Source organism: Pirellulales bacterium, assembly GCA_036499395.1.
GTDB lineage: Bacteria > Planctomycetota > Planctomycetia > Pirellulales > JACPPG01 > JACPPG01.
Window position 1 is genome coordinate 71,842 of sequence record DASYDW010000120.1, and the last position, 25,254, is coordinate 97,095.

General features: G+C 61.6%; 13 protein-coding genes. 7 read left to right on the plus strand and 6 right to left on the minus strand.

Going from position 1 to position 25,254, the window contains the following annotated elements:
• Nucleotides 1-136: 136 nt before the first annotated feature.
• The 5 genes from VGN12_21980 to VGN12_22000 all read right to left on the minus strand — a co-directional run bounded on the left by VGN12_21980 (nucleotide 137) and on the right by VGN12_22000 (nucleotide 10,101).
• A complete protein-coding gene (locus tag VGN12_21980; GenBank protein ID HEY4312133.1) occupies nucleotides 137-661 on the minus strand; it encodes a hypothetical protein in 525 nt (174 codons plus the stop codon).
• A gap of 210 nt (nucleotides 662-871) precedes the next feature.
• Nucleotides 872-3,955, minus strand: a complete 3,084-nt coding sequence (locus VGN12_21985) for a PVC-type heme-binding CxxCH protein (protein ID HEY4312134.1) — start codon at nucleotides 3,953-3,955, stop codon at nucleotides 872-874.
• A gap of 2 nt (nucleotides 3,956-3,957) precedes the next feature.
• Entirely contained in the window at nucleotides 3,958-6,954 is a 2,997-nt protein-coding gene (locus tag VGN12_21990; protein HEY4312135.1) for a PVC-type heme-binding CxxCH protein, read from the minus strand.
• A gap of 325 nt (nucleotides 6,955-7,279) precedes the next feature.
• Complete coding sequence (locus VGN12_21995) at nucleotides 7,280-8,113, minus strand: PEP-CTERM sorting domain-containing protein (GenBank protein ID HEY4312136.1); 834 nt, start codon at nucleotides 8,111-8,113, stop codon at nucleotides 7,280-7,282.
• Nucleotides 8,114-8,370: 257 nt separating this feature from the next.
• Nucleotides 8,371-10,101, minus strand: a complete 1,731-nt coding sequence (locus VGN12_22000) for a hypothetical protein (GenBank protein ID HEY4312137.1) — start codon at nucleotides 10,099-10,101, stop codon at nucleotides 8,371-8,373.
• Between the two features lie 194 nt (nucleotides 10,102-10,295).
• On the opposite strand from VGN12_22000, the gene asnB reads away from it, so the two are divergent.
• Both asnB and glgC read left to right on the plus strand, forming a co-directional pair.
• On the plus strand, nucleotides 10,296-12,233 hold the full coding sequence (gene asnB / locus VGN12_22005) for an asparagine synthase (glutamine-hydrolyzing) (GenBank protein ID HEY4312138.1): 1,938 nt from the start codon (nucleotides 10,296-10,298) through the stop codon (nucleotides 12,231-12,233).
• 165 nt (nucleotides 12,234-12,398) lie between these two features.
• Nucleotides 12,399-13,655 carry a glucose-1-phosphate adenylyltransferase gene (gene glgC, locus VGN12_22010; protein HEY4312139.1) on the plus strand — a complete coding sequence of 419 codons (1,257 nt, stop codon included), beginning with the start codon at nucleotides 12,399-12,401 and terminating at the stop codon, nucleotides 13,653-13,655.
• Between the two features lie 654 nt (nucleotides 13,656-14,309).
• Here the strand turns inward: glgC and carB are convergent.
• Nucleotides 14,310-17,573 (minus strand): carbamoyl-phosphate synthase large subunit, encoded by a 3,264-nt coding sequence (carB, locus tag VGN12_22015; protein ID HEY4312140.1) that lies wholly within the window; start codon nucleotides 17,571-17,573, stop codon nucleotides 14,310-14,312.
• Nucleotides 17,574-18,021: 448 nt separating this feature from the next.
• Here carB and VGN12_22020 point away from each other — a divergent pair, with 448 nt between their 5' ends.
• The 5 genes from VGN12_22020 (at nucleotide 18,022) to VGN12_22040 (ending at nucleotide 25,238) form a co-directional block, all read left to right on the plus strand.
• Entirely contained in the window at nucleotides 18,022-19,092 is a 1,071-nt protein-coding gene (locus VGN12_22020) for a putative zinc-binding metallopeptidase (protein HEY4312141.1), read from the plus strand.
• Complete coding sequence (locus VGN12_22025) at nucleotides 19,089-20,120, plus strand: ATP-grasp domain-containing protein (protein HEY4312142.1); 1,032 nt, start codon at nucleotides 19,089-19,091, stop codon at nucleotides 20,118-20,120. The genes VGN12_22020 and VGN12_22025 overlap by 4 nt, the downstream gene beginning before the upstream one ends.
• 333 nt (nucleotides 20,121-20,453) lie before the next feature.
• Nucleotides 20,454-21,854, plus strand: a complete 1,401-nt coding sequence (argH, locus tag VGN12_22030) for an argininosuccinate lyase (protein HEY4312143.1) — start codon at nucleotides 20,454-20,456, stop codon at nucleotides 21,852-21,854.
• 9 nt (nucleotides 21,855-21,863) lie between these two features.
• Nucleotides 21,864-24,101: a hypothetical protein gene (locus tag VGN12_22035; GenBank protein HEY4312144.1), complete on the plus strand. Its 2,238-nt coding sequence runs from the start codon at nucleotides 21,864-21,866 to the stop codon at nucleotides 24,099-24,101.
• 51 nt (nucleotides 24,102-24,152) lie between these two features.
• Nucleotides 24,153-25,238: a sigma-54 dependent transcriptional regulator gene (locus VGN12_22040; protein HEY4312145.1), complete on the plus strand. Its 1,086-nt coding sequence runs from the start codon at nucleotides 24,153-24,155 to the stop codon at nucleotides 25,236-25,238.
• Nucleotides 25,239-25,254: the final 16 nt, after the last annotated feature.

Below are 25,254 nucleotides of genomic sequence, written 5' to 3' on the forward strand. Positions count from 1 at the left end.
GATCGCCACCGCTTCGCCGCGGTTACGGCAGATAGCACCATAACCGACGCGCTGGCTCGATTCCACACGGGATCTGGATCGCAGGGGGACGCGAGATCCACGGTGGCAAGTTACGAAGGAAACTCGGCCATGCCTTTCAGACCGGCTCGGCGATCGTCGAAGCATGCAACGCACGCCGATAAGCGACGGCTGCCAGAATCGCCTTCACGAGCGTGGCGGCCACGATCAGCTTGACGAGCAAGCCGCGCGCAAAGGTTGTAGGATCGATCAGCCCCGTGACGACGACCGCGGCCAGGTACAAAACAAATGCCGTGATCGCAATTGGCACCGGATACGATCTGAGCGCTAGACCGAGGACGACGAAAATGACTCCCAGTGCAACAAAAGCACACGCTATGACCTGGTTGATACGAACAATCGCTTCCCTCGCCTGGCGCGTGATCAATTGTCCTTGCTCTTGAAGCTTGATGGCTTCTTGACGCACCTCTTCCGGCATTCGTATTGTCGTGACCGCGTACACGACGACCATGAGCAGCCCGATGATGATGAGCAGTGAGCGCGCCTGCCGCAGAGATTTTTCGCGCCCCCGATGAGCAAGACTTTCGGGGGACGAGGTCGCGGTGCTCCCGAGCGAGGGGAGTTCCGGCGAGTCGGTCGACATGATTTTCCCTTGGCTCGCGGTCGCACAAAGAGTTCCGGCGCTTAAAGCTAGCCGCTGGCGCTTCTTTCTGCAAAAAAGTTCGTCGAAATACCAGCCGCGAGACAGGGTGATCCGACCCACGCTGAACGGCCGAACGATGCTTAACCGGGTAAGAGATGACCGTCGGTCCTCCGGCGGCAGCCGGGGCAGGGCTCGTTTTGAGTAACCGCATCAATCAGCGCGGTCTTGCGGTTCGCGCGCGGCGGGCCCGTCGAAGCCTGAGAGCCACTTGGCGTTCGGATCGTCCGGCGCCCGATCGAGCGCGAGAAAGGTCAGCAGGTCCGCCAATTCTTGCTGGGTGACCTGCTTTTCGATTTCCTCGGGCATCAGCGAAAGCTTGCTGGTGTCGATTTCTTCGATTTGCGAGCGCGGGATCGTTTCGAGCTTTCCGCCCTGTTGCTTGAGCACGACGCGCTGGGGACTATCTTCGACCAGCAAGCCGGTCAGAATACGGCCGTCGGCCGTGACCACGGTGCGCGCCTGGTACGCGGCGCCGATCACAAGGCTGGGGTCGAAGACGTTCGATAGCAATTGCTCGAAAGTACCGCGCCCGTTGCCGGTCAGGTCAGGGCCGACTTCCTGGCCCTGGCCGTAGATCTTGTGACAGGTGCCGCAGACTTTCTGAAAAACTACGCGGCCTGTTGCGGCGTTGCCCGTGGTGGTGCGGACGAGTTGCCGCGTCTGGCGAATGACGTTTTCGCGATTCGCGCTGCGCTCGATTCGGACCGTTCCCCACACGCGGGTGACTTCATCGCGCAGCGCGGCGTCACCGCCGGTGAGGAGCTTACGCGCGTGATTGGCGTTGAGCGCCGTGCGATCGACCTCGCCCTGCGCGACCGCCTTCAACAGCTTGCGCCCCCACGCCGGGCGCGACGTGAGCAACCCTGCCGCCTGGATTTGCAGTTCCGGGCTCAATTGCGGCCATGCCTGTAGGGCGAGGTCTGCAACGCCCTCGTCATCGATTCGTCCCAGCAGTGCCAATAAACGACGCCGCAGGTCGTCTGAAGCTGTATCCGGATCGCCGAAGAGCGGCTTGATTGTTTCCAGCAATTTTTCGTCGCGCGCCGCCAGTAGCGAGGCGCACGCCTGCTCGCGCGCTGAGTCGCCATGCTGCGACGAACGCAGGATCGACCGACACGATTCAACGGCCGTCGCATCGCGCCAAGATGCGGCAAGCACGACAGCCGCGACGTGCAACGAATCGTTGGTGGGGCGCTGTCGCAAGCGATGCAGGATCGGCTGGAAAGCTGTTCGCAGTCCGTCGACCCTTTCGGCCGGCAACTCTCCGTCTTGAATCTCCGCAGCCACCAGCGCCAGGCACTTGGCCGTGGCCTCGGCGAAGTCAGGCTGGTTGTCGGCCTGCACCAGGCACAATTCGATGAGTCGGGCGATATCGGCCGCGTGCAGTTGGTCAGTGGCGAGCAACCGTTCGCACAGGCGAGGCGCGATCATGGCCAGGGCCGGCGATTTCTGTAGATCGCCGCGTGCGAGCGCGGCGAAGAACGGATCGGCACCTTTTTCAAGACGCGGGTGCAGGTTGCCCCACCCCACGCGCGGAATCAACGGATCATCGGCCGAACGTGCGAGGACGTTTGTCAGGATGCTCATCGCATCCAGGCTGGGAATCTTGCCCACCGCGATCGCGACCTGCAATCGAACATCGGCCGCTGGATCGGCGGCGAGCGCGGCAATCTTCGTTGCGAGTGCTTGATCGATTTCACCCTGGTTTCCCGCGGCTCGCACGCCCCAGGCACGGAATGCCGGGTCGGTATGCGCCAGCAATTGCTTATGAAAATCGACAGGTAGCGGACCCATTCCTATCAGCGCCCACAGCGCATGCATCGGCGCGCTTCGCGGCGTCTGATCGTCCAGAACCAACCGTTCGAGCGCATCGCGCGCCGCTGGGTCAGCCCGTTCAGCCAGCAGCCGCTGTGCCATGCCACGATAGAAGACGTTTGGGCTGTGCAGCCTGGCGCAAAGCTGTTCGTCGCTTTCGGTGCGGAGATCGAACGCGGGGGCACGTGCGGAGTTCTGGTAGCGAATGCGGTACAGCCGTCCTTTGCCACGATCGATTCCGGCCGGATCGCGATTCGCGTCCTGATAGCAGTGGTACCGGTCGTACCAATCGAGCACGTATAGGCACCCATCGGGGCCGGTCTTCTGCACAACGGGCATGAACCAGGCGTCATTGGCCGACAGGAAGTCTTTTTCAGGATGCCCCGCGTAGGTCGCACCGTCGCGGGTCAGCGAATCGCTGTTGATGCAATTGCCGTGGATGTTGCCCATGTACAGCTTGCCGCGGTATTCGGCCGGATAGGCGTCGCTGTCGAAATAGTGGATGCCGCAATACGCTGCTTGCTGATGATGGTGGCGAACGATCGATTCAATCTTCCAGGTAAACGGCGGGTACGCGCCTGCCTGCCGATGGTAGTAGCCCGTCTCGACCAGGTGCCAGAGGTGATCGATGACGCAGGCACTGACGAAGGCGCTGCCGTCGTTATCCCAGGCGATGCCCCAGGGATTGCTGGTCCCTTCGGCGAACAGTTCGAAGCGGCGCGTGCGCGGATGGATGCGGAACAGGGCCGCGGTGAAATTCAGCTCGCGGTCACCCTGCTTCACGGTGCTGCGATTAAACACGCCGTTCAGGCCATACAGCCAACCGTCGGGGCCCCAGGTGAGCGAATTCGGAAGTTCGTGCGTGTCGTCGCGGCCAAAACCGGTGACGACCACCTCGCGATGATCGGCGCGGTCGTCGCCATCGGTGTCCTGCATGAAGAGAATATCGGGCGCGTTGGCCACCCACACGCCCCCCGCGCCCACGGCGATGCCCGAGGGAATATTCAGTCCATCGGCAAAGACGGTGAATCGATCGGCGCGGCCGTCATGATCGGTGTCTTCGAGAATCTTGACTCGATCGCGGCCGGGGCCCGCCTCGCGGCGTGGATATTCCAGGCTTTCGGTGATCCAAATCCGCCCGCGCTCGTCGAATGTCATCGCGACGGGGTTCACGATGTCAGGCTCGGCCGCCACGAGTTCGACCTGAAAGCCCTCCGGCACGGTCATTTTGGCAATTGCTTCGGCCGGCGAAAGTGCTGGGCCGGGGGCCTGGTTTTGACCATGGGGCACCACGGCGGCAGGCTCCGCAGCGAGCGCGATATCAAAGGAACAGATCGCGAGCAACAGCCACGCGCAGGCGCCGATCCGGCAGAAACGTTGCCGGCTAGGAATCGGCGTCGCGGAATGAAATCGGTTCACGCCTATTCCCCTGCCGGCGCGGAGGGGGTATTCGTCAGCGAGGCCAGGAAGGCCAGCAGATCGGCGGCGTCCTGCGCTGTGATGTCCTGCAGCACTAGCTCAGGCATCATCGACTGCTTCTGCGGTTGCGTCGTGACCACGTCGCCTTTGGGTACACGAATCGACTTGCCTTCGACGTTCTTTAGCACGAGCTCTTTTTCGGTCTGCTCGACAATGAAGCCTGCATGCACTTCGCCGCCGGAAGTCTCGACTAGGTTCACGACAAACTCCGGCGCGATGGCCTTAGACGGTTCGAGGATTGTTTCGAGTAGAGCCCGGCGCTCATATTTTTTGCCGATCTGGCTCAGGTCGGGTCCGATCTGCGTTCCAAAGCCGTTGATCTGATGGCACGATTTGCAACGCGCGGCCGAGCTTTTGAAGAAAATCGAACGGCCGCGGTTGTCGTCCCCTGTCAGTGCGAGGATGTCTTCCGGTTTGAAGGCCGCGCCCAGGCGCTGGGGACGATCTGCTTCTGGAATGAAACGCTCGTAGAGAGCTCGAATGCCGACGTCGACATGACGCGTCGTGCGCGCGAGTACAGCTTTGCGCATTTCTTCCGATAGGTTTCCTTCGTCGATCAAACGTAGCAGGACCAGCGAGCCAGCCACGGTGTCACTGGTTTTCTCTAGCGCCAATGTCTTGAGCTGTGGGGGCGTGTCCGCGGCCAACACCAATTTTTTGATAGGGCTCCAAGCTTGCAGGTCGACCAGGCTCTTCACGGCGCGAGTCCGCAACGCTTCGTCCTTGGCCGTCAGCAGTGATTCGCAGGCTGCCACGGCTCCCTCGGTGTGCAATCGCGCCGCGGCAGCCAGAGCCTGACCGCGAATGTCTGCCGAGGCATCGGCCGTGTGGGCGACAACCAGCAACATCCCACCGAATCGCTTCAAGCCGTGTTTGTCGATCAGCGTGATCGTCGACGCTCGCGAACTCGGCTCGGCCAGCAATTGCGCGATGGCGGAGATGAACTCCGGACGCTCGGCGAGATCCTTCCAATCGTCGTCCAGGTTGCGCCCGATCGCGGCCAGCGCTTCTTGCCGTGACTCGCTGGAGGCCGCGTGGTCGGTCGCTGCGCTGAGCACCGCTTCGGCGGCATCGAGCGAGGGGATCGTGCTTAAACGCGTCAGCTGTCGACCTCGCGCCGCGGTTTCCAATGGACCTTGCTTAAGCGCGCGGATCACGAACCGGGCTGCAGCATCCGGTTCGAGCGCTTGGATCAGGTCGATGTTATCGAACGAAATGCGGCCGGCGTCGGCAAGCGCTTTGACAAGTTCCTTCTGCCGACCAACGGCCGCGATATTGATTGCCTCGAGCAGGTACCGGTCTGTACCGTCGTAGGCCGTGGCCAGCTTGAGTAGCGCCGCGTCGACTTCGACGCCGTTCCAGTGTGCCAAGCCGAGCAAAACTTCGCGGCGGACCTCGATGTCGAGATCATCGGCCAGCGGCAGAATCTGCGGACGATACTCCTCGCCGTGCCGGCGCAGGATTCGGACGGCCAAGGCTCGCGCGCGGCCCGAGGAGTTCTTAAGTTCAGCGACCACCTTTTGACGAGCCTCGCCGCCGATGCGATCGAGCACCCACAGGGCGCGAGCGCGATAGTTGGGGTCTTCATCCGCCAGCAGCGGGGCGAGCGTCGTCACGGCGTCTTGACCGCCGGCCAATAGCCGCTCGCGCGCCAGGAACTGCGTTGCCAGGTTCGGATTCTTCAGGCCTTCGATCGCTTCGGCCATATCAGCGTAAGGGCCTGGCTTGGCAATCCGTGTGAGCTTCTTGCCGGCAGGCCGCAATCGAAAAATGCGTCCCTGATCGGGATTGTTGTAAGCGTGACCGCCGACGCCGCCATCGTACCAGTCCGAGATGTACAAGCTGCCATCGGGAGCGGTGCAGATATCATCAGGGCGAAAATACTTGTCCTCTTTGCTCGAGATGATGACTTCGTTGTCGGCGCGCATCCCGGCGCCGGACTTTTCGAAAGGATAGTGGCGGACTTCGCGCGGCCCGGCATCGGTATGCAGGGGCGAATTCTTAAAACGTGGTCCCAGTGCATCTCCTTCATAAAAGCAGATACCGCATGGCGAGCCGAAGCCGGTGACGAGTGTGGCCGGCACAAAGCCGGGGACATGCCCTCGGAAATGCCAATGCTCTCCGAAGGGAGTGTCGCGCGGCACACGCGCGGGAGGGTGGCCGAACCAGCCGTAGTTGCCCCCTTCCAGCAGCCAACAAATCCGCACGCTGAAGTTACCGTCGTTATCGTTGTCGCTGAGATACGATTCGCCGAACGAGCTGACGCAGACCTCGTACGGGTTGCGAAAGTTCTTCGCGACCATTTCCAGCTTGCTGCCGTCGAGTTCGCCGCGCAGCACGGCGCCCCATTTGTATTCGACGTGGCTGCCATCGGCGGCCGTTACGTCGAAGCCGGCATCGCCGTGCGACATCCACCACTTGTGATCCGGACCCAGCACCAGGCTATGCGCCCCGTGGTCGTGGTTCTGTCCCTTGAAGCCGGTGAGGACCTTTGTCGGCGGACCGTCAGCTCGCAGGTCGCCATCCTTATCTTCGTAAACCCACAGATCGGGGCTCGTGGCGACATAAACCTTGCTGCCGGCCACGCAAATGCTCATTGGGCAGAACAATCCCTCGGCGAAGACCACCACTCGATCGGCGCGGCCATCGCCGTCGGTGTCTTCCAGGACTTTGATTTTGTCGGCGGGGGGCTGCTTCGCCGCGGCGCGATACCACTGGATCTCGGCGACCCAGACTCGGCCGTGCGTATCGACGTCGATCGCCGCAGGGTTCGTGATCAGCGGTTCGCTGGCAAACAGCGAGAGTTCAAGCCCCTCAGGCACTGAGAGCGACTTCAACTCCTCCTCGGGCGTACGCTGCGCCACCGCCGCGGCAGGCAGAAGGGCGATTGCCAGATGCGAAAGGAGAATTGTCAGCAAAAGGAGTCGAAGTCGGGGCATGCGAACATCCTGGGGTACGCGGCGCGGAATGCCGTCAGATGTGTACTCGGGAGACGATTCAGGCAGGCTGGGTCTGAGACAACTATTTTAGCCTACCACGCGCGGCGATCGCAATTCGCCGTCGAGACACCCCCGGGGGCCGTCGCGCTAGGACTGGCTGAAGACGATTTATCGCGTCAGGGGGGGCGACATGAGCGCGATCGGCCACGATCTAAAAACGCCTTTGGCCGCGGTAGCGCCTACCGCGGCCAAAAAGCTTATCGACGATCGTAGCGATTATTAAACGAGACGCGGCAATGGCCGCGGCCCGCAAGTCGCTGGTGCGCTATTTCGCTTTCAATCGGCGCCGTCCGGCCATTCCCAGGAATGCCAGACCCAAGACGGCGAGAACGCAGGTGCTGGGCTCGGGGATCGACACGGATGATCCTCCAGCAAAGCTGCCGGCGCCGGTGGCCAATGCGGCGAAGAAGTTCTGGCTCGTACTATCGATTGCCAAGGGGCCCGAACTGGCAATCGCTGCAAATTCGTTGGGGGTCAACCACGACGTGAATGCCAAAGCGAAATTCGCGTCGGCGTTCGACGAGAAGTTCAGGAAATCTGAAGTGTAGTTGACGGTAAAGCCGGTCAGCGTATCAGCGGTGAGGGATGCGGTTTGCCCCCCCAGCATGCCCGTTAGCTGGGCCGTAAAGGTGACGGTCAGCAGATTGGTATGCGCTCCGAAACCTTCGGCGGCCGGCGTGTTGCGCGTGAAGGTGATGACATTTTGCAATTCACCCTTTCCGTCGAAGAGTTGCGAGCCCACGGTTCCGCCAAAGCCCGTGACGACGGGAGCCGTCGTGCTCGAGGTCATGGTCATGGTCGCATCTTGAATCCCCAGCAGGTCGGCCGGTAGACCTGCTTGATTCAGGAAGTTGAAATTGACAGGAATGGGATCGCCCAGGCCGGTATCCATGACTGTTCCGAGTTCGGCATCGCCGAGCCCATTATCGGCGTAGCCAAAGGAACTGCCGGGAGGAAACGGACTTTGCGGTGACGAAGCGGTTGCTTCAGTGAACTGCGCGAATGTCGAAGCGGCGTGGATCTCGGCAACCGGAGTGGCGCACGCGACGAAAAGAAAAGTGCCGATAATGGCGCAACAAACACGGAACGAATATGACATGAAACCCCTCGAAGTTGAAAACCTGGAAGAATGTAAGCGGCTAAAGAGGCGCTATTCAGGTTTTCACTAGCTTCTCGAGGGATTATTGAAAGCCGCCACCGCAATTGCGGCGCGTCGCTGTTGCAACACAAGTGAGTGCAACGGCGGACATCGTAACAAATCGATGCTACAAAAATCTAGTGGAAATCCAGGGAAATTTTTTTGCCTGGCGCGTCGGCCATTTCCGCCTTGGAGAGATACCCGTCTAGCGGGCCTATTCAGCGGTCAAGGGCTTCGAGCACAGCCCTCGCCACTTCCGAGCCAGCAGACTGGGCCTCGCGTAGCACGGCACGGCCGCGGTCGATGTATTGTTCGCGCGCCGACGTCGCCAGATAGGCGCCGACGAACGCCCGCGAATTGACGTCATCCTTGGCCAACCATCGCTCGGCCAGGCCCGTGGCCAATTCTGTCGGCAGTTGCTCGACGCGAAAATCGCGATTTTGACCCTTGATGCGTGCCACCAAACGATCACGATCGCGGCTCACCTCGACCACGATAATGACATCGCCGTCGACTTCCAGTTCCGTGCCGCCGGTGATTGTTTTCAGACTCTCGCGGACCGCATTCCAGAAGCTTCCCACGCTAGTCCGCAAGATGCGAACACGTTCGACTTCGGCACGCAGCGAATCGGTTGAGGCGTCGATCAGCGCCACATCCAGTAGCTCGTCGACCTTGGTGAGATCACACAGGGCAATCGCATCGCGCGCCGCCTTGAGTGACTTACGAACGCTAGCGGCTTGCTCCGGGTTTTCGTCGGCCATCGGCGGTGGTTTCGCGCGGTCGGGCGGAGGCATGTCTGCTTTCGGCGTGACCGCCGGGGGGCTTTCGGTGTTTCGTTTCATCGGCGATGCGGTCAATCCACGGTCGCGCGCAGTTGTTCCATCTTCAGTGACCGGAGACGCCGGTTTAGCTTCGGGTTTAACGCGATCAGTAGCGGACAACGTTTTGGAATCGTCGGATCGGGACGCCGATTGTGAAGTGGGCGCCGCCTTGGCTGCGGCACCCGTCTCGATAGGCGTTTCCTGATTTGCGCCGGCCACGCGTTCATTGCGAGCTTGCCAGACCAGCACCGCCCCGGCTCCCAGGCCAACCGCTGCCATCATGCATAACAGCAACAAGATCAGCGCCATTTGCGAGCGCTCGCGAGCAATTCCTCCACGGCGTGCTGTGCGGCGGACTGGCGACGGGGCTGAATAAGTGTCCGCTCTGAATGGTTGATGACCATCGCCGTCGGCGGCGGGATGCCAGGCTGCTGGTTCATGGCCGATCGCGGTGGGGGGTAATAGCGGAGTATCGTTTGCCGATGAGGGAGGCAATTCGTTGTTGAATGCCGTGCCGGGACCCGATACCAGTCGGGCCTTGGCCACGGTTGGCGCTGCGGCGGGCATGTTCGGAGGCAGGGGAGGGGGGGCGACTTCGTTCGCCCAGCGAGGATTTTTCGGCGTCGCGTCGTCCGGCTCTGCTGACTGCTCTTCTATGATTGGTGCGGCGCCCATGGGATTCGACTTCGGGATCGCCGTCGGGCCGGGCTCATCGCGCGGAAGGATATCCTCGAGAATTGCCTCCGGTGGTCGGATTGCGTTCGGCACGAAATCGGGTTGTTCGCGCAATTTGGCGTCGTATCGCTCCTTGCCGGTCGGCGCTGTCAACACAGCGCGGGCCGTGGCGATCTCGGCCATGATTTGTTGAGCCGCCTGGGCGTGCTCGCTGCCCAAGAAGGGGGACAGCCGACCGATCTGCCGCCGGGCCGCGGCATGGATGCGCTTGGCGTCACTCTCGCTGGGCGAGATCGCCAGCAGCGCGTAATAGTTGGGCGGACGCCGACCTGGCGCGATGCCTAGAAGCTGCGCGTAGATATCACCGCTCTCGTCCAACGCGACCTCTACAGGCTCGGACAGCCCCCAGCGACGGCGGAAAGAAAATTGCTTTGCCGTTCTAATTATCCTCATCTGGCCGTTTGCTCACAAGCAAAAGGCTTACTCCGAAGAGTAGCCCGTCGGCGCAAAGGGCCGGTTATAACGCCGCTAACAGATGGTTTAGGCTAAGATCAAGAAGGATCAAGGACCGAGACTTCATGATCTCGGAGTTGTAAGGCAATCCCTCAGCGAAAGCGGCCCTGCCGGACGAAGGCAACAGACCCACCATGTGCGGAATTACCGGGGCCGTCTGGACCGACGTCGCGAAGCGCATCGAGCGTTATACGCTCGTCGCAATGACCGACGCGATACGGCACCGCGGGCCGGACGACGAGGGTTTTTACGAATCGAGCGTTGCGATCCCTGGTTCGGCGCACGGCGCGATTAGTGTGGCCCTGGGGCACCGCCGCTTGTCGATCATTGACGTGGCAGGGGGGCACCAGCCACTCGCGAATGAAGACGGTACGATCTGGATCGTCTTCAACGGCGAGATTTACAACTTTCGCGACCTGCGGCGACGCCTCGACGGCGCCGGACATCAATTCAAGACCGACAGCGATACCGAAACGCTAGTTCATCTTTACGAGGATGAAGGGGTCGGTTTTCTCGAGCATATCGAGGGGATGTTCGCGCTCGCGATTTGGGACGGCCGCAAGCGGCAATTGGTGCTGGCCCGTGACAGGCTGGGAAAGAAGCCGCTGGTCTATCGTGAAGAGCAGGGCAGGGTCCTTTTCGCCAGCGAATTGAAGAGCCTGCTACAAGTCCCGGACGTGCCGCGCGATGTCGATCCCGCGGCCGTCGACGAGTACCTGGCCTACCAGTACGTACCGCATCCGCGCACCATTTTTCGCGGTATTCGTAAGCTGCCGCCGGCACATTACGCGGTTTACCGCGACGCCCGGTTGGAGTTGGGCTGCTATTGGCGCCCTGATTTTACGCGCGAGGTCAGCCGCTCAGCAGCCGACTACTCGAACGAACTGCGCACGTTAATGTCAAGCGCCGTGGAAAAACGCTTGCAGAGCGAAGTGCCGCTCGGCGCATTTCTTTCCGGTGGCATCGATTCATCGATTATCGTGGCGCTCGCGCAGAAATTGACGCGCGAGCCCGTGAAAACCTTTTCGATCGGCTTTCCCATCGCGGAGTTCGACGAAACCAGCTACGCGCGGGAAGTGGCCCGGCATTTGGGAACCGACCACCACGAGGAGCGCGTCGAACCAGACTGCGTCGATATCCTGCCCAAGCTGATTTGGCATTACGACGAGCCGTTCGCCGATAGCTCGGCAATTCCTACGTATTACGTTTCGCAAATCACGCGGCAGCATGTCACGGTGGCGCTTTCGGGGGACGGCGGTGACGAGTTGTTCGCCGGCTATCGACGTTATAACGCCGTGGCTTTGGCCGGCATTTTTGATCAATTGCCGCGCGCCGTCAGGACCCTGGTTACCAATGACGCCTGGCAGCGCCTGCCCGCGAGCCCACGGCAGAAATCCCTCGTGCGGCAGTTCAAGCGTTTCGCGGCCGGACTGGGGGAGTCGGGGCATCGGCGCTACTTCGATTGGGTATCGATCTTCAACGAGCGGCAGCGCGCGGCGCTCTATTCCGAGGAGTTCATCGCGCAACTGCCGGATGCCGATCCGTTTGATTTTCTGGAGAATGCTTTCGCGCGATGCGCTGGTCGGGATCCGGTCACGGCGGCCAGTCTGACCGACCTGGTGACCTATCTTCCGTGCGACTTGATGACCAAGGTCGACATCGCGTCGATGGCACATGGCCTGGAATGCCGCGCGCCGTTTCTTGATCGGCAGGTTGTAGAACTGGCCGCTGCGATGCCGGTCTCGCTGAAATTGCGGCGCGGGCGGGGAAAACGCATCCTGATGGAAACATTTGGCCCGCTGTTGCCAAAGTCGCTGCTGACGCGGTCGAAGATGGGTTTCGGCGTCCCGCTGTCGCACTGGTTCCGAAACGAGCTACGGGATCTTGCCCGCGACATGCTGCTCGATCCAGCGACATTACGGCGAGGTTATTTTCGTCCGGCCGCGGTCCGAGAACTCGTCGAGGACCACCTATCCGGCACATTCGATCACGGTTACCGATTGTGGTCGTTACTGGTTTTCGAGCTGTGGCAGCGCCAATGGGTGGACGCCGTCCTGCCGGCCGCCCGATAACAGGTGCAGCGGATTTCCGGATGCCGGTCAAATCTTGCCGACGCGAGAATGTGTAGACATCGCGCGGTGCTGGACCTGGCCTCTTTAGCCGCATGGGTGAAATCGGTAAGATGCCCAAGCCGGGAGAATACTCCCGGTGAGTCAGGTCCTATCGGAGACGCACGGATGGAAAGCGTTTTGGCAGTCGTCCTGGCGGGGGGCAAGGGTTCTCGTTTGGAGCCGCTCACGCGTGATCGCGCGAAGCCGGCCGTCCCCTTCGGCGGCGCCTATCGCATCATCGATTTCACGCTGTCGAATTGCTTGAACAGCGGCTTACGCAAGATCCTCGTGCTCACGCAATACAAGGCGATGAGCCTGGACCGGCATATTAATCTTGGCTGGCGCAACTACGCATGCCGGGAGCTGGGCGAATTCATCGACGTTGTGCCGCCGCAACAGCGCATCGACGAGAATTGGTACCAGGGGACCGCCGACGCGGTCTATCAGAATATCTACACGCTGGAAAAAGAGCGGCCCGAATACGTCGTGATCCTGGCCGGTGATCACATCTACAAGATGGATTACCTGCAATTGGTCAACGCTCATAAACAGCGCAAGGCCGATGTGACTGTTGCGGCCCTGCGGGTGGCGGCCAGCGAATCACGCCATTTTGGCGTCATGCAGACCGAGGCGGACGGCCGCATTGTCGGCTTCCAGGAAAAGCCGGCGGTCCCCAAGACGATCCCCGGCGACGAGCAGCACATCCTGGCCTCGATGGGCATTTACGTATTCACGGCGCGCTTCTTGTTCGAGCAGTTGTGCCTGGACGCTACGCGCAATCACAGCTCGCACGATTTCGGCAAAGACGTTCTGCCGGGGTTGGTGCAGACCCATCGCGTGTGGTCGTTTGCGTTCCGGGATGAGAATCGCAAGCGAGACGCCTACTGGCGGGACGTCGGTACGCTGGACGCGTACTTCGAGGCGAACATGGACCTGGTCTCAGTCGATCCGGACCTGAACATGTACGACCAGCGTTGGCCGATTCGCACGTACTTGCCGAATTTGCCCCCGCCGAAGTTCGTGTTTGCCGAGACTGGCGACGATGCCCGCCGCGGGCAGGCCCTGGATACGATTATCTGTGCCGGCTCGATCGTTTCCGGCGGCAGCGTGATGCGGTCGATCATCGGCACGAATTGCCGCATCAACAGTTTTGCCCGGGTCGAGGATTCGATCCTCTTCGAAGGAGTAGACATCGGGCGTCACGCCAAGGTGCGCCGTGCGATCATCGACAAGGGAGTACACATCCCGCCCGGCGTCGAGATTGGCTACGACCACGAACACGATCGGGCCCGTGGCTTTACGGTCAGCGAGGGGGGCGTGATCGTGATCGCCAAGGCTGACGGGATCGAGCACTTTTTGGAAGCCGAGCAGATCGTGTCCTAGGCACGATGCGGCTGCCTCGCCCTGCGCGCAAAAAAACCCCCGGAAAGAATGGGTCCCAGGGGGGCAAAGGACGCCATCCTTTTCCGGGAGCGATTGGACGCGCTCGATTCGCCATCCCGGCGAATCGTCGTGGTCTCTAGCGGCTGACGACTGGCGTCGGCCTGTGAATCGACTTCCGTGTCTCGCGCCTAGCGCGCCGCAGGTTGCGACAACCGCCGGGCAAAGCTCTCTTGAATCGTGCGTGTGAAGGGACGACTAACAGGTCACTCTTATAAGCGAAGCGTCTGCCAGCATCCTTGCCGGCGAGATTCGCTTCGTTGGCTCGCAGAGAAGTTTCCTTCTCCTGATGCGAGCCCTTCCACGTGGTTCGTTGTTTCGTTTGTCGCCGGTTTGCAGGGCGTGCCGGTGACGTTCATGAGGCGGGGAGGATATGGAAATCGGCCCCCAGGGTCAAGGGCGATTTAGAGCCCTTTTCCCGGCCTTTTTTCGTCGTTCCCGCGCGTGCCGTGCTGTCGCGCGCAAGGTCAATCGCCGTCGCGGTTTTGGAAGAGCGTGGCGATTCTTAAGGCACCGCCAGCACGTGTGTGATGGCGTGATGCAATTGCGCCTGGAACCCGGCAGGATATTGCACGCCGCGACGCTTCGCGATCGCCGCTAAACTTCTTTGGCTACTGCCGGGAAGCGATCCTGCAGTGCCTGTACCGTCAGACTCTCGTCGCGCAGCGCTTCCATCGCACGCAGCGCGGCCTCGGCCGCGGGAATCGTCGTGATGCACGGAACGCCGTGGGCCACGGCGGCCGCGCGAATGCGACCTTCGTCGGTCCTGGCTCCCTTGCCGCTGGGCGTGTTGATGATCAACTGGATTTGTCCGTCGATCAAAAAGTCGAGCAGGTTCGGATGTCCTTCCTGCAGCTTTTTCACGATCTTGACCGGTATGCCGTTTTCTTCCAACGTACGGGCCGTGCCCGCGGTGGCCACGATTTGGAAACCCAGCGACGTCAACTTTTCGCCGATCGGCTTAACGTATCGCTTGGTGCGAGTTGTGAGGCTGAGGAAAATCGTCCCTTCGCGCGGCAGCAGCACACCGGCTGCCAACTGGCTTTTGGCGAAAGCGATCGAAAATCGATCGCTGATCCCCATCACTTCGCCGGTGGAACGCATCTCGGGACCGAGCACGATGTCGACCCCCGAGAACTTGATGAAGGGGAAGACGCTCTCTTTTACCGAAACGTGGCTGGGAATCGGGTCGGATTCATAACCTTGCTCGGCCAGCGTAACCCCCGCCATGATCTTGGCCGCCACCTTGGCCAGCGGCATGCCGGTCGCCTTCGAGACGAACGGCACCGTGCGGCTGGCACGCGGATTGACTTCCAGCACGTAGATATTCAGGCGGTTGTCTTCCTTTTTCACCGCGAACTGAATATTCATCAGCCCTTTGACCTGCATCTGCCGCGCTAGTCTTTGCGTCGCCTCGCGGATTTCCGCCAGCACGGGGCCAGGCAAGCTATATGCCGGCAGGGCGCAGGCCGAATCGCCGGAATGGACCCCCGCCTCTTCGATGTGTTCCATGATGCCGGCCACGATCGTCCGTTCTCCGTCGGCGATGGCGTCCACATCGACTTCGATAGCATCCTCGAGAAAGCGGTCGATCAGCACCGGCTGCCCCTGCGCGACAATGAACGCCTCGGCGACGAAGCGCTCGAACTGGGCCTGGTCGTAGCAGATTTCCATGGCTCGGCCTCCCAACACATAGCTGGGGCGTACCAAGGCCGGGAAGCCGACTTTGCCGGCCTCGACGCGGGCCTCGTCCATCGTGCGAGCGATGGCGTTAGCCGGCTGCCGAAGATCGAGCCGGTGTAGCAACCGCTGGAATTTCTCGCGGTCCTCGGCATCCTCGATCGTGTCGACGCTGGTGCCGATGATCGGCACGCCGCAACTGGCCAGGGCGCGGGCCAGGTTTAGCGGTGTCTGCCCGCCGAACTGCACGATCACTCCATCCGGTTGCACGCGGTCGCAAATATTGAGCACGTCCTCGGTCGTCAGCGGCTCGAAGAACAGCATGTCGCTGGTGTCGTAGTCGGTGCTGACCGTCTCGGGATTCGAGTTGACCATGATCGACTCGATGCCGAGCTCTTTGAGAGCATAGCTGGCGTGGCAGCAGCAGTAGTCGAATTCGATTCCTTGTCCGATACGATTCGGGCCACCTCCCAAAACCATGATCCGCTTCGTACCGCGTCGTTTGGCAGGCGTTTCGTCCTCGTCCTCGTAGGTCGAGTAATAGTACGGCGTATAGGCTTCGAACTCGGCGGCGCAGGTATCGACCGATTTGAAGGTGGCCACGATGCCGCGTCGCTTTCGATCGGCGCGGACGTCCCCTTCGCTCGTGCCGAGGATCGTGCTCAACTGCCGATCCGAGAAGCCTGCTCGCTTCACGGTTCGTAGCAACGCGTCGTCGACATTTTCCAGCGACCCGCGGCTGCGCAGTTCGTCTTCCAGTTCGACGATTCCGTGCAGGTTATCCAAGAACCAGGGGTCGATGCCCGTCAGGTCGTAAATTTCTTCGACGGTCATGCCCTCTTTGATGGCGTAGCGCAGATACCAGACGCGGTCGGGATTGGGGATGGAGAGCTTGGCCCGAATTTCTTCCGGCGTGGGCTGCTGCACTGTCCCCCACAGGTCCTTGCTGTCGCAGCCGAAGCCGAAGCTGCCGACTTCCAGCCCGCGCAGCGCCTTTTGGAACGATTCCTTGAACGTACGGCCGATCGCCATTGTCTCGCCGACGCTTTTCATCTGCGTGGTCAGCGTGGAATTGGCCTCGGGGAATTTTTCGAAGGCGAAGCGAGGGATTTTCGTGACTACGTAGTCGATCGTGGGCTCGAAGCAGGCCATCGTCTCGCGAGTGATATCGTTGGGCAGCTCGTGCAGCCGGTAGCCCACGGCCAGCTTGGCCGCGATCTTCGCGATGGGAAAGCCGGTTGCTTTGCTGGCCAGCGCGCTGGAGCGGCTGACGCGCGGGTTCATCTCGACGACGATCATTCGGCCATTCTGCGGATGGATGGCGAACTGGATGTTCGAGCCGCCGGTTTCGACGCCGATCTCGCGGATCACGGCCAGCGAGGCATCGCGCATACGCTGATATTCTTTGTCCGACAACGTCTGGGCCGGGGCGACGGTGATCGAGTCGCCGGTGTGTACGCCCATCGGATCGAAGTTTTCGATCGAGCAGATGATCACGACGTTGTCGTCGACGTCGCGCATCACCTCCATCTCGTACTCTTTCCAGCCGATGATCGATTCTTCGATCAGCACCTCGTGAATGGGTGACAATTCCAGGCCATAACTGACGAGACTGTCGAACTCCTCACGGTTGTAGGCGATCGACGAGCCGCTGCCTCCCATCGTGAAGCTGGGGCGCACGATGCACGGCAGACCGACCATTTGCTGCACGCGCCGCGCTTCGTCGAGGTTGTGGACGGTTTCTCCGCGACAGACCGACAAGCCGATTTTGCGCATGGCGTCGGCAAAGCGGCGGCGATTCTCGGCCTTGTCGATGACGTCAGGCTTCGCCCCGATCATTTCGACGCCGTACTGCTCGAGCACGCCGTGCCGGTGCAGGTCCATGGCCAGGTTCAGGCCGGTCTGCCCGCCGAGCGTGGGCAGGATGGCATCCGGCCGCTCGGCCTCGATCACCTTGGCGACGATCTCCCAGGTCAATGGCTCGATATAGGTGCGATCAGCGGTGCCCGGGTCGGTCATGATCGTGGCCGGGTTCGAATTGACCAGCACGACCTCGTACCCCTCCTCGCGCAGGGCCTTACAGGCCTGCGTGCCGGAGTAATCGAACTCGCAGGCCTGACCGATCACGATCGGGCCGGAACCAACCAGGAGAATCTTCTGAATGTCGTTACGCCGAGGCACGGCTGTGATTTCCTTCTTAGTATGAGTCCATTCAATCCATGCGCGTCGCTGCACGCGCCGGCAAGCATTACCCGCTTAGCGTCCGGCCGCGGGCCACTGAACTCCCGCGGCCCATTGCGATGTCACCCTCATTTGGCGCGCGGCAGGACACAGAGCCGATCAGGCCGGCGTGTAAAATCCTCCGATGATAACACGCTAGCCCCGATCCTTCCAGGAGCGGAAGCAGGCCAGTGGCTGGGTTGGAAGCCGGCCGGGTCACCGAGGACGAAGCAACGGCGCCGGGCTACAAAACCGCGGCCTGCCGTCCGGCGGCGGTAAAGTTAAACTATCCTTGTCATGGCCCGTCCTTTGCAGGCAGGGCACGGCGGCTCTGCAACAGGCGCTTGAACGATCCGCACGGGTCGAACGCCGACGAGGCCGGAAATTTAGCTGGAGATGATTTTTCGCCGTGCGATCCCGCTCCCGACACATCGCGGCCGTTTTAAGCGAACCGCGACGTCGCGCGCGAGAACCGCGCTGGGCGCACTTGTCGGATCGTGAGTTGCTCGACTGGCGGATGTGCGACTTGGGAGTCCGGATCGAAGGTTCGATCCTGGAATCGCGTGTGGCGCGGATCAACGAAGAGCTCGCCCGGCGTGGCTTGCGATTTCGCCCGGCCTTCTGGCTCTCGGAGGAATGGTTCTCGCCCGATGGCGTGGCCGGCGTGGCGATGCCGTTTTATCTGGCGCATCCGCGGCTGACGAAGCTCGAGCAGCGACAGATGCTGGCCGTCGAAGGGGGGACGCGGCAATGGTGCATGCGAATCATGCGCCACGAGGTGGGGCATGCTATCGATAACGCCTACCGGCTGCATCGCCGCCGACGGTGGCGCGAGCTGTTCGGCAGTGCGACGCAACCCTACCCGGAGTTTTATTCTCCCAAGCCGTACAGCAAGCGGTATGTGTTACATCTCGATAGCTGGTATGCGCAGAGCCATCCTTCCGAGGACTTCGCCGAATCATTTGCTGTCTGGCTGCGCCCCGGTTCGCGCTGGCGCAAGCAGTACGCCGGCTGGCCGGCGCTGAACAAGCTGCGCTACGTCGATGAATTGATGAAGGAAATCGGGGACCAGCCGCAACTGGTGCGATCGCGACTGAAGGTCGACGCCCTGCATCAGTTGAAGAAGACCTTGCGCGAGCATTACGAAGAAAAACGGGCTCGTTACAGCACCGAACATGCCGCCGTTTACGACCGCGACCTGCGGCGGCTGTTCTCCGACTCGAAGGAAAACGCCGGCCGTCCGGCCGCTTCGGCCGTGTTGCGCCGCATGCGACCTCACCTGCGCGAGCTTGTCGCGCACTGGACCGGCGCGCATCAATATACGATTGACCAGGTGCTGCAGGAGATGATCACCCGCTGTCGCGAACTGAAGCTGCGGATGCACCGCTCGGAAGGAACAACGCGGCGCGATGCCCTGGTCGTGCTTACTGTCCATACGATGAATTACCTCCACGCAGGTCACCACCGGTTGGCGTTATGAAGACATTGCGCGTGCTGGTGCTGATGCACGAAGACCTGGTGCCCCCCGAGAGCATCGCCGGTCTCAGCGTCAAGGAAGTTGCTCCGTTCAAGAGCGAATATGACGTCTCGGCCGGATTGACGAATATCGGCCATGAAGTCCGTCCGCTGGGACTGAGCAGCGACTTGGGCGTGCTGCGCAATGCGATTCTGGAATGGAAGCCAGATATCATGTTCAACTTGCTCGAGGAGTTTCACGGCGTCGCGGTCTACGACCAGCACGTCGTCGGCTACCTGGAGCTGATGCGCAAGCCCTACACGGGCTGCAACCCACGAGGGCTGCTACTGGCGCATGACAAGGCGCTGACCAAGGAAATCCTCTCGTATCATCGCATCCGGGTGCCTGATTTCGCGGTCTTTCCGCAGGGCAAAGTGGTGAAACGGCCGAAGCGGCTTAAGTTTCCCTTGTTGGTCAAGTCGATCAGCGAAGAAGGCTCAGTCGGCATTGCGCAGGCGTCGGTTGTCCACAGTGACGAGAAGCTTAAGGAGCGCGTCGAGTTCATTCACGCCCAGACTTCCACCGATGCCATCGCCGAGGAATTCATCGAAGGGCGCGAGCTGTACGTCGGCGTAATAGGCAATCAGCGGCTGGAGACATTTCCGACTTGGGAAATGTTCTTCCGCAACATGCCGGACGACACGATGCGGATTGCCACCGAGAAGGTGAAGTGGGATCAGGATTACCAAAAGAAACATGGGATCGAGACCGGACCGGCCGAGAACCTCGATCCGGCCGTCGACGCCCAGATCGCCAAGATTTGCAAACGCGTCTACCGCACGTTGAGCCTGAGCGGCTACGCCCGGATGGACCTGCGGTTGACGCCCGAAGGGCAGGTTTACGTGCTCGAGGCGAACCCCAACCCGAACCTGGAATATGGCGAGGATTTCTCCGAGAGCGCCGAGAAGGCCGGTTTGTCGTACGAGGCGCTGCTGTCACGCATTCTCAGCCTGGGCCTGAACTATCAGGCGGCGTGGCAGTGGGGGCTCTAGCGCTTCCGTGGCTGGAACACGGATGCCGTTGCCTAGTTGCGTAGCCGCGAAGCCCCGAAATCGGTGGTCCGTTCTTTCGGCAGGTCCCGGCTTTCCAGAGGCATTGGCGCGGGTGGCATCGGACGTTGCCAGTCCCTCGCTGATGGCCCGCAACCGTCCGGCCGGGCGCATTGGAAACGCTCCAAAGCGATTAGCCGGCATCCTCCGAATTATTGTGCCTAGTATCGCGGCACGGGCTGCCTGGGGCTCGTTGACAGTTTTCCGTAAGCCGTTTACAGTGAATGTCTTGTTGCATTTTCTTTCTCTCCACCGGTTTGAACAAAAGTGGGAATCGTGGCGAGCAAGCCCTGGGGTGGTGTCTTTGCCGAGGCGACCGATCGGCGGGTCGAAAAGTTCACCGAAAGCGTGAGCTTCGACCGGCGCCTCTACCCACAGGACATTCGGGCTTCGATCGCGCATGTACAAATGCTGGCAAAGGTCGGTCTGGTAACGACCGCCGAATGCCAGCAGATTGTGCAAGGACTGGAAGCGATTCGCCACGAGATTGAGCAGGGGCAGTTCGAGTTCCGTATCGAGCTCGAAGATGTCCACATGCACATCGAACGGGCCCTGGTCAACCGGCTGGGGGATGTCGGCCGCAAGCTTCACACGGGGCGCAGCCGCAACGACCAGGTTTCCACCGATCTGCGTCTCTGGGTGCGCGAGGCCATTGATACGGTCAGTTCGCGCCTGCTCGACTTGCAGCGAGCCTTTGTCGGCCGCTGCGCGCAAGACCGCGACTGCATCATGCCCGGCTACACCCATACGCAACGGGCCCAGCCCGTGCTGGCCGCGCATTACTGGCTGGCCTATTGCGAAAAGCTGGCGCGCGATCGCGACCGGCTGGCGGATTGCCGCCGGCGCGTTAACGTCCTAACGCTGGGCACGGCAGCACTGGCCGGCACGACATTGCCGATCGACCGGCACGACGTGGCACAGCGGCTCGGGTTCGAAGCCGTGGCCTCGAACAGTCTCGACGCTTCGAGCGATCGCGACTTCGTGCTGGAATTCGCCTTCGCGCTGTCGATGATTGGCGAGCATCTGAGCACTTGGGCCGAAGAATGGATTCTGTGGTCTACCAGCGAATTCAACTTCTTGAAGCTGCCGCAGGCGTTCTGCACCGGCTCGTCGATCATGCCGCAGAAGATCAACCCCGACGTGCTGGAGCTGGTTCGCGGCAAGACCGCCCGCCTGGTCGGGAACTTGACGCGCTTGCAGGTGCTGTTGAAGGGATTGCCGCTGGCCTACAACCGCGACCTGCAAGAGGACAAGGAAGCGATCTTCGACTCGGTCGACACGGTCGTGGGCTGCCTGGAGGTGGCCGCGCCGCTGGTGGCCGGCGCCACTTTAAATCGCGAGGTGATCGCCGCCGGTTTGGATCGCGGCTATCTGGACGCCACGACGCTGATGGAATGGCTGATCAAGCAAGACGTTCCGCAACGCACCGCACACGAGATCGTGGGCCAACTGGTGCGTAAGGCGATGGAACGCCGGGTGCCGCTGGCCCAGCTTTCGCTCGCTGAGTTTCAAGCCGTCCACGCGGCGATCGACAAGTCGGTTTTTGACGTGCTGGGGGCTGAGCGGGCGATCTCCGCCTTCACCAGCTACGGGTCGACAGCTCCGGCCGAGGTCGATCGGCAGATTGCCGCCTGGACGGCTCGATTGGCCAAGAATTCGGAAAGCACCACAACCTGACACGCACCGATGATGACGCGTTCCACGATCCTCTGTGCCGTAATTCTGGCGATCGCCGCTAGCGCAGCGCCGCCGGCGACTTTGTTCGCTCAGACGGGCTCGCCGCCGCTGCGCCGCTCGGACGATACCGTGATTCGCGCATTAGTGGCAGCAAAGCCGACGACCCCTTCCGAACTGCTCAAGGCCGCGCGGATCATTCTGGATCTGAAGCAGCCTGAACTAGCGAAGCCTTTCGTGCAAAAGCTGGCCGCGGCGAAACTGAGCGATGAAGAGTGCGCGGCCCTGGTCGACGAGGTCGGTTCGGCCGTGCTGATCCGGCTGGCGCGTGCGCCTGCGCTTGCTCCGCAGGCGGGGCCGTTTTGCAACGCCACGCTCGAAGGGGCGCAGCGTTTCGCCCGCGATCCGGCGCGGCTGGCGAACCTGGTCAAGCAATTGAAAGGTGCTGCGCCGTATCAAGAGGCGGTAACCGTGGCCGCTTTACGTCCCGGCGCGGACGCGGCCGTGGTCGCCCTCGTGGACGCTTTGGCCGATCCCAATCGGGCTGACGAACATCCGGCGATACGCACCGCGCTTGTGGAACTGGGACAGGTCGGGGTAGCGCCCCTGGTGGCCGTCCTTTCCACGTCACAGAATCCGCAATTGTTGGCCAGCGTCCTCTCGGTCCTTGGCGAGCTTGAAGACGCATCGACGTCGGACCACATGCTCGCCGCGGCGCTCGCTACGGACAGTCCCGCCGAGGTAACCTCGCCGGCAAAGAACGCCCTGGCGGCTTTTTACGCGCACACGCCAACGACCGAGCAGGCGCTCGCGCTGCTATTGCGCAAGGGGAAGCAGTCGCTCGATTTCGTCCGCCATCCCGAGCGGCATCTGCAGGCCGAGTTGGACCCAACGCCCTTGGTCTGGCAATGGGACGATACCAAGCGAAAGCTTACCAGCAGCCGAGTAACGCCCATGGTCGCGGAATTGGTTACGGCCGTGCAGGCGCTGTCGGATGCACGGCGGATCGCGCCGAATAATCCTGACGTGCGCCGCGCGAACCTGGCGGCCGTGGCCGAAGCGATCGGCTATGCCGGGGACAATCCGTTCGTGGCGGCTCGCATCGGCCAGGCCGGGAACGCGTTGGCGAAAGCGCCGATCCTCGAACTGCAGGACTTGCTCAGCTTCACCCTGGCCGAGGATCGTCCGGCGGCAGCCGTGGTTGTCGTGCGTCAACTCGGCGAGAGTGAAAATGTTGACCTGCTCTATTCGCATAATCCCCAGGCAAGTGCGCTGGTGCGGGCGCTTATGCATCCATCGCGTGAGCTGCGGTTTGCCGCGCTCGAGGCGATCATGCAGCTCGATCCTCACGCTCCCTACCCGGGGGCCGGCACGGTGGCGGAAACGCTCGAATATTTCGCTCGTTCGACGGGTTCTCCGCGGGCGCTCGTGGCCTCGGCCGATGCGACCGAGGCGGGGCGCCTGGCGGGGCTTCTGGCCGAGCAAGGATACGAGCCCGATATTGCCGTCGATGGGGCCAGCATGCTGCGCATGTCGCGGGGGGCCGGAGACTACGAAGTGATCATGGTCGATTCGGCGCTGGCGCTGCCGTCGAGTGCTCAGTTGCTGCAACGGCTGCGCGGGGATAGTCGTTTGGCGAGGATTCCACTGGCTGTGGTTTCACTGGCTGACGAGTATCCGCAGGTCGAGCGCGTGGCGCGACGGTATCCCTCCTGCCTGACCGTGATGCGCGTCCACAACGGCGCGGGCATGCAGTTCGAGCTCAACCGGCTGCTGCGAGCCGCAGGGCGCGGCGTTGTGCCCGGCGACGTGCGGCGCGCCGAGGGGGTGAAGGCGCTGGAATGGATCGCCCGTTTGGCGGGTGAGCGTCAACAGGTGTACGACACCCGCCGATTGGATCAGTCCGTGATCGCGAGTCTCGACGCGCCTGGCATGACCAAGGCGGCGATTCCGGCGCTTTCGAGGCTCGATACGGCGCGATCGCAGCGGGCGCTGGTGGATCTGGCCAGTCGGCCGACGGCTCCGTTGCCGGACCGTCGCGCGGCGGCGCACGCCTTTGCCGATAGCGTAGCGCGGCGCGGCACGCTCTTGACGAGCGACGAAATTCAGCGACAGTACGATCGCTACAACGGCAGCGAAAAATATGACGCCGACACGCAACAAGTCATGGCGTCACTGCTCAACACGATCGAAGCTCGGGCGCAAGCCGATTGGCTGGCGCTTGAGGAAAACGAAAGTCCCGCCTCTTAACAACCAACCGTTTCCGGCGACGCCTGCAAGTTTCGGCCTGCAGGCCCGTGCATGATGAGCCGTTCCTTCCGACCCGCCGAGCCGACGTCTACCTCGGGGCCACCGATCCGTGGCATTATCGGATCGGGCGCCGCGATGGAGAAGGTCTATCGACTGACGCGGCAGGTGGCCAAGAGCAACGCTTCGGTGCTGCTACTGGGCGAGACGGGGACCGGCAAGGAATTGATCGCCAAGGCCGTGCATCAGCTCAGCCCACGTGGCACGGGACCGTTTGTGCGGGTCAATTGCGGCGCACTCTCCGAGAGTCTGCTGGAGAGCGAGCTATTCGGGCATGTACGCGGATCGTTTACCGGGGCGATCGACAATCGGACCGGCCGCTTCGAGGCCGCGCATACCGGTACCGTCTTTCTCGACGAGATCAATTCCACCACGCCTAAGCTGCAGGTCAAGCTGCTGCGCGTGCTGCAAGAGCGCGAGTTCGAGCGCGTCGGCGATACGCAGACCATTCGCGTCGATACGCGTGTCATCGCGGCCAGCAATCGCGATTTATTGGAAGAGGTCGAAGCAGATCGTTTTCGTGAAGACCTTTACTACCGTTTGAACGTCGTGCCGATTCATTTGCCGCCCTTACGCGAGCGGCGAGAAGACATCCCAGAGCTGATCAGCCACTTCTTGCACGTCTACAACGAAGAGAACGATCGGTACGTGGTACACATCGAGCCGAAGGCGATGGAAGCGCTGCAAGATTACGCCTGGCCGGGGAATGTGCGCGAGCTGCAGAATTACATCGAGCGGTCCGTCGTGATGGCGCCGGGAGATGAGCTGACGTGCGAGCTATTGCCGGACACGGTTCTCGGACAGCGACGTCCGCGCAGCACGCGATTCAAAGAGCCTGATCTAGAGACATTGGCCTTCGAGTTGGTGCAGCAGGCGCTGGCGACCGCCGGAGCGCAAGAAGACGCCCTGCACACGAAGGTGGTCAATCGCGTCGAGCGCGAATTGATCGCGCAAGTGCTGGCCAGTTGCGAACACGTGCAGATCAAGGCCGCGGCCCGCTTGGGAATCAATCGCAACACGCTGCACAAGAAGTTGAAGGAATACAACCTCGACGAGTCAGGCGCAGACGGTGGGGCGTGATCGATCGGCGCGATGC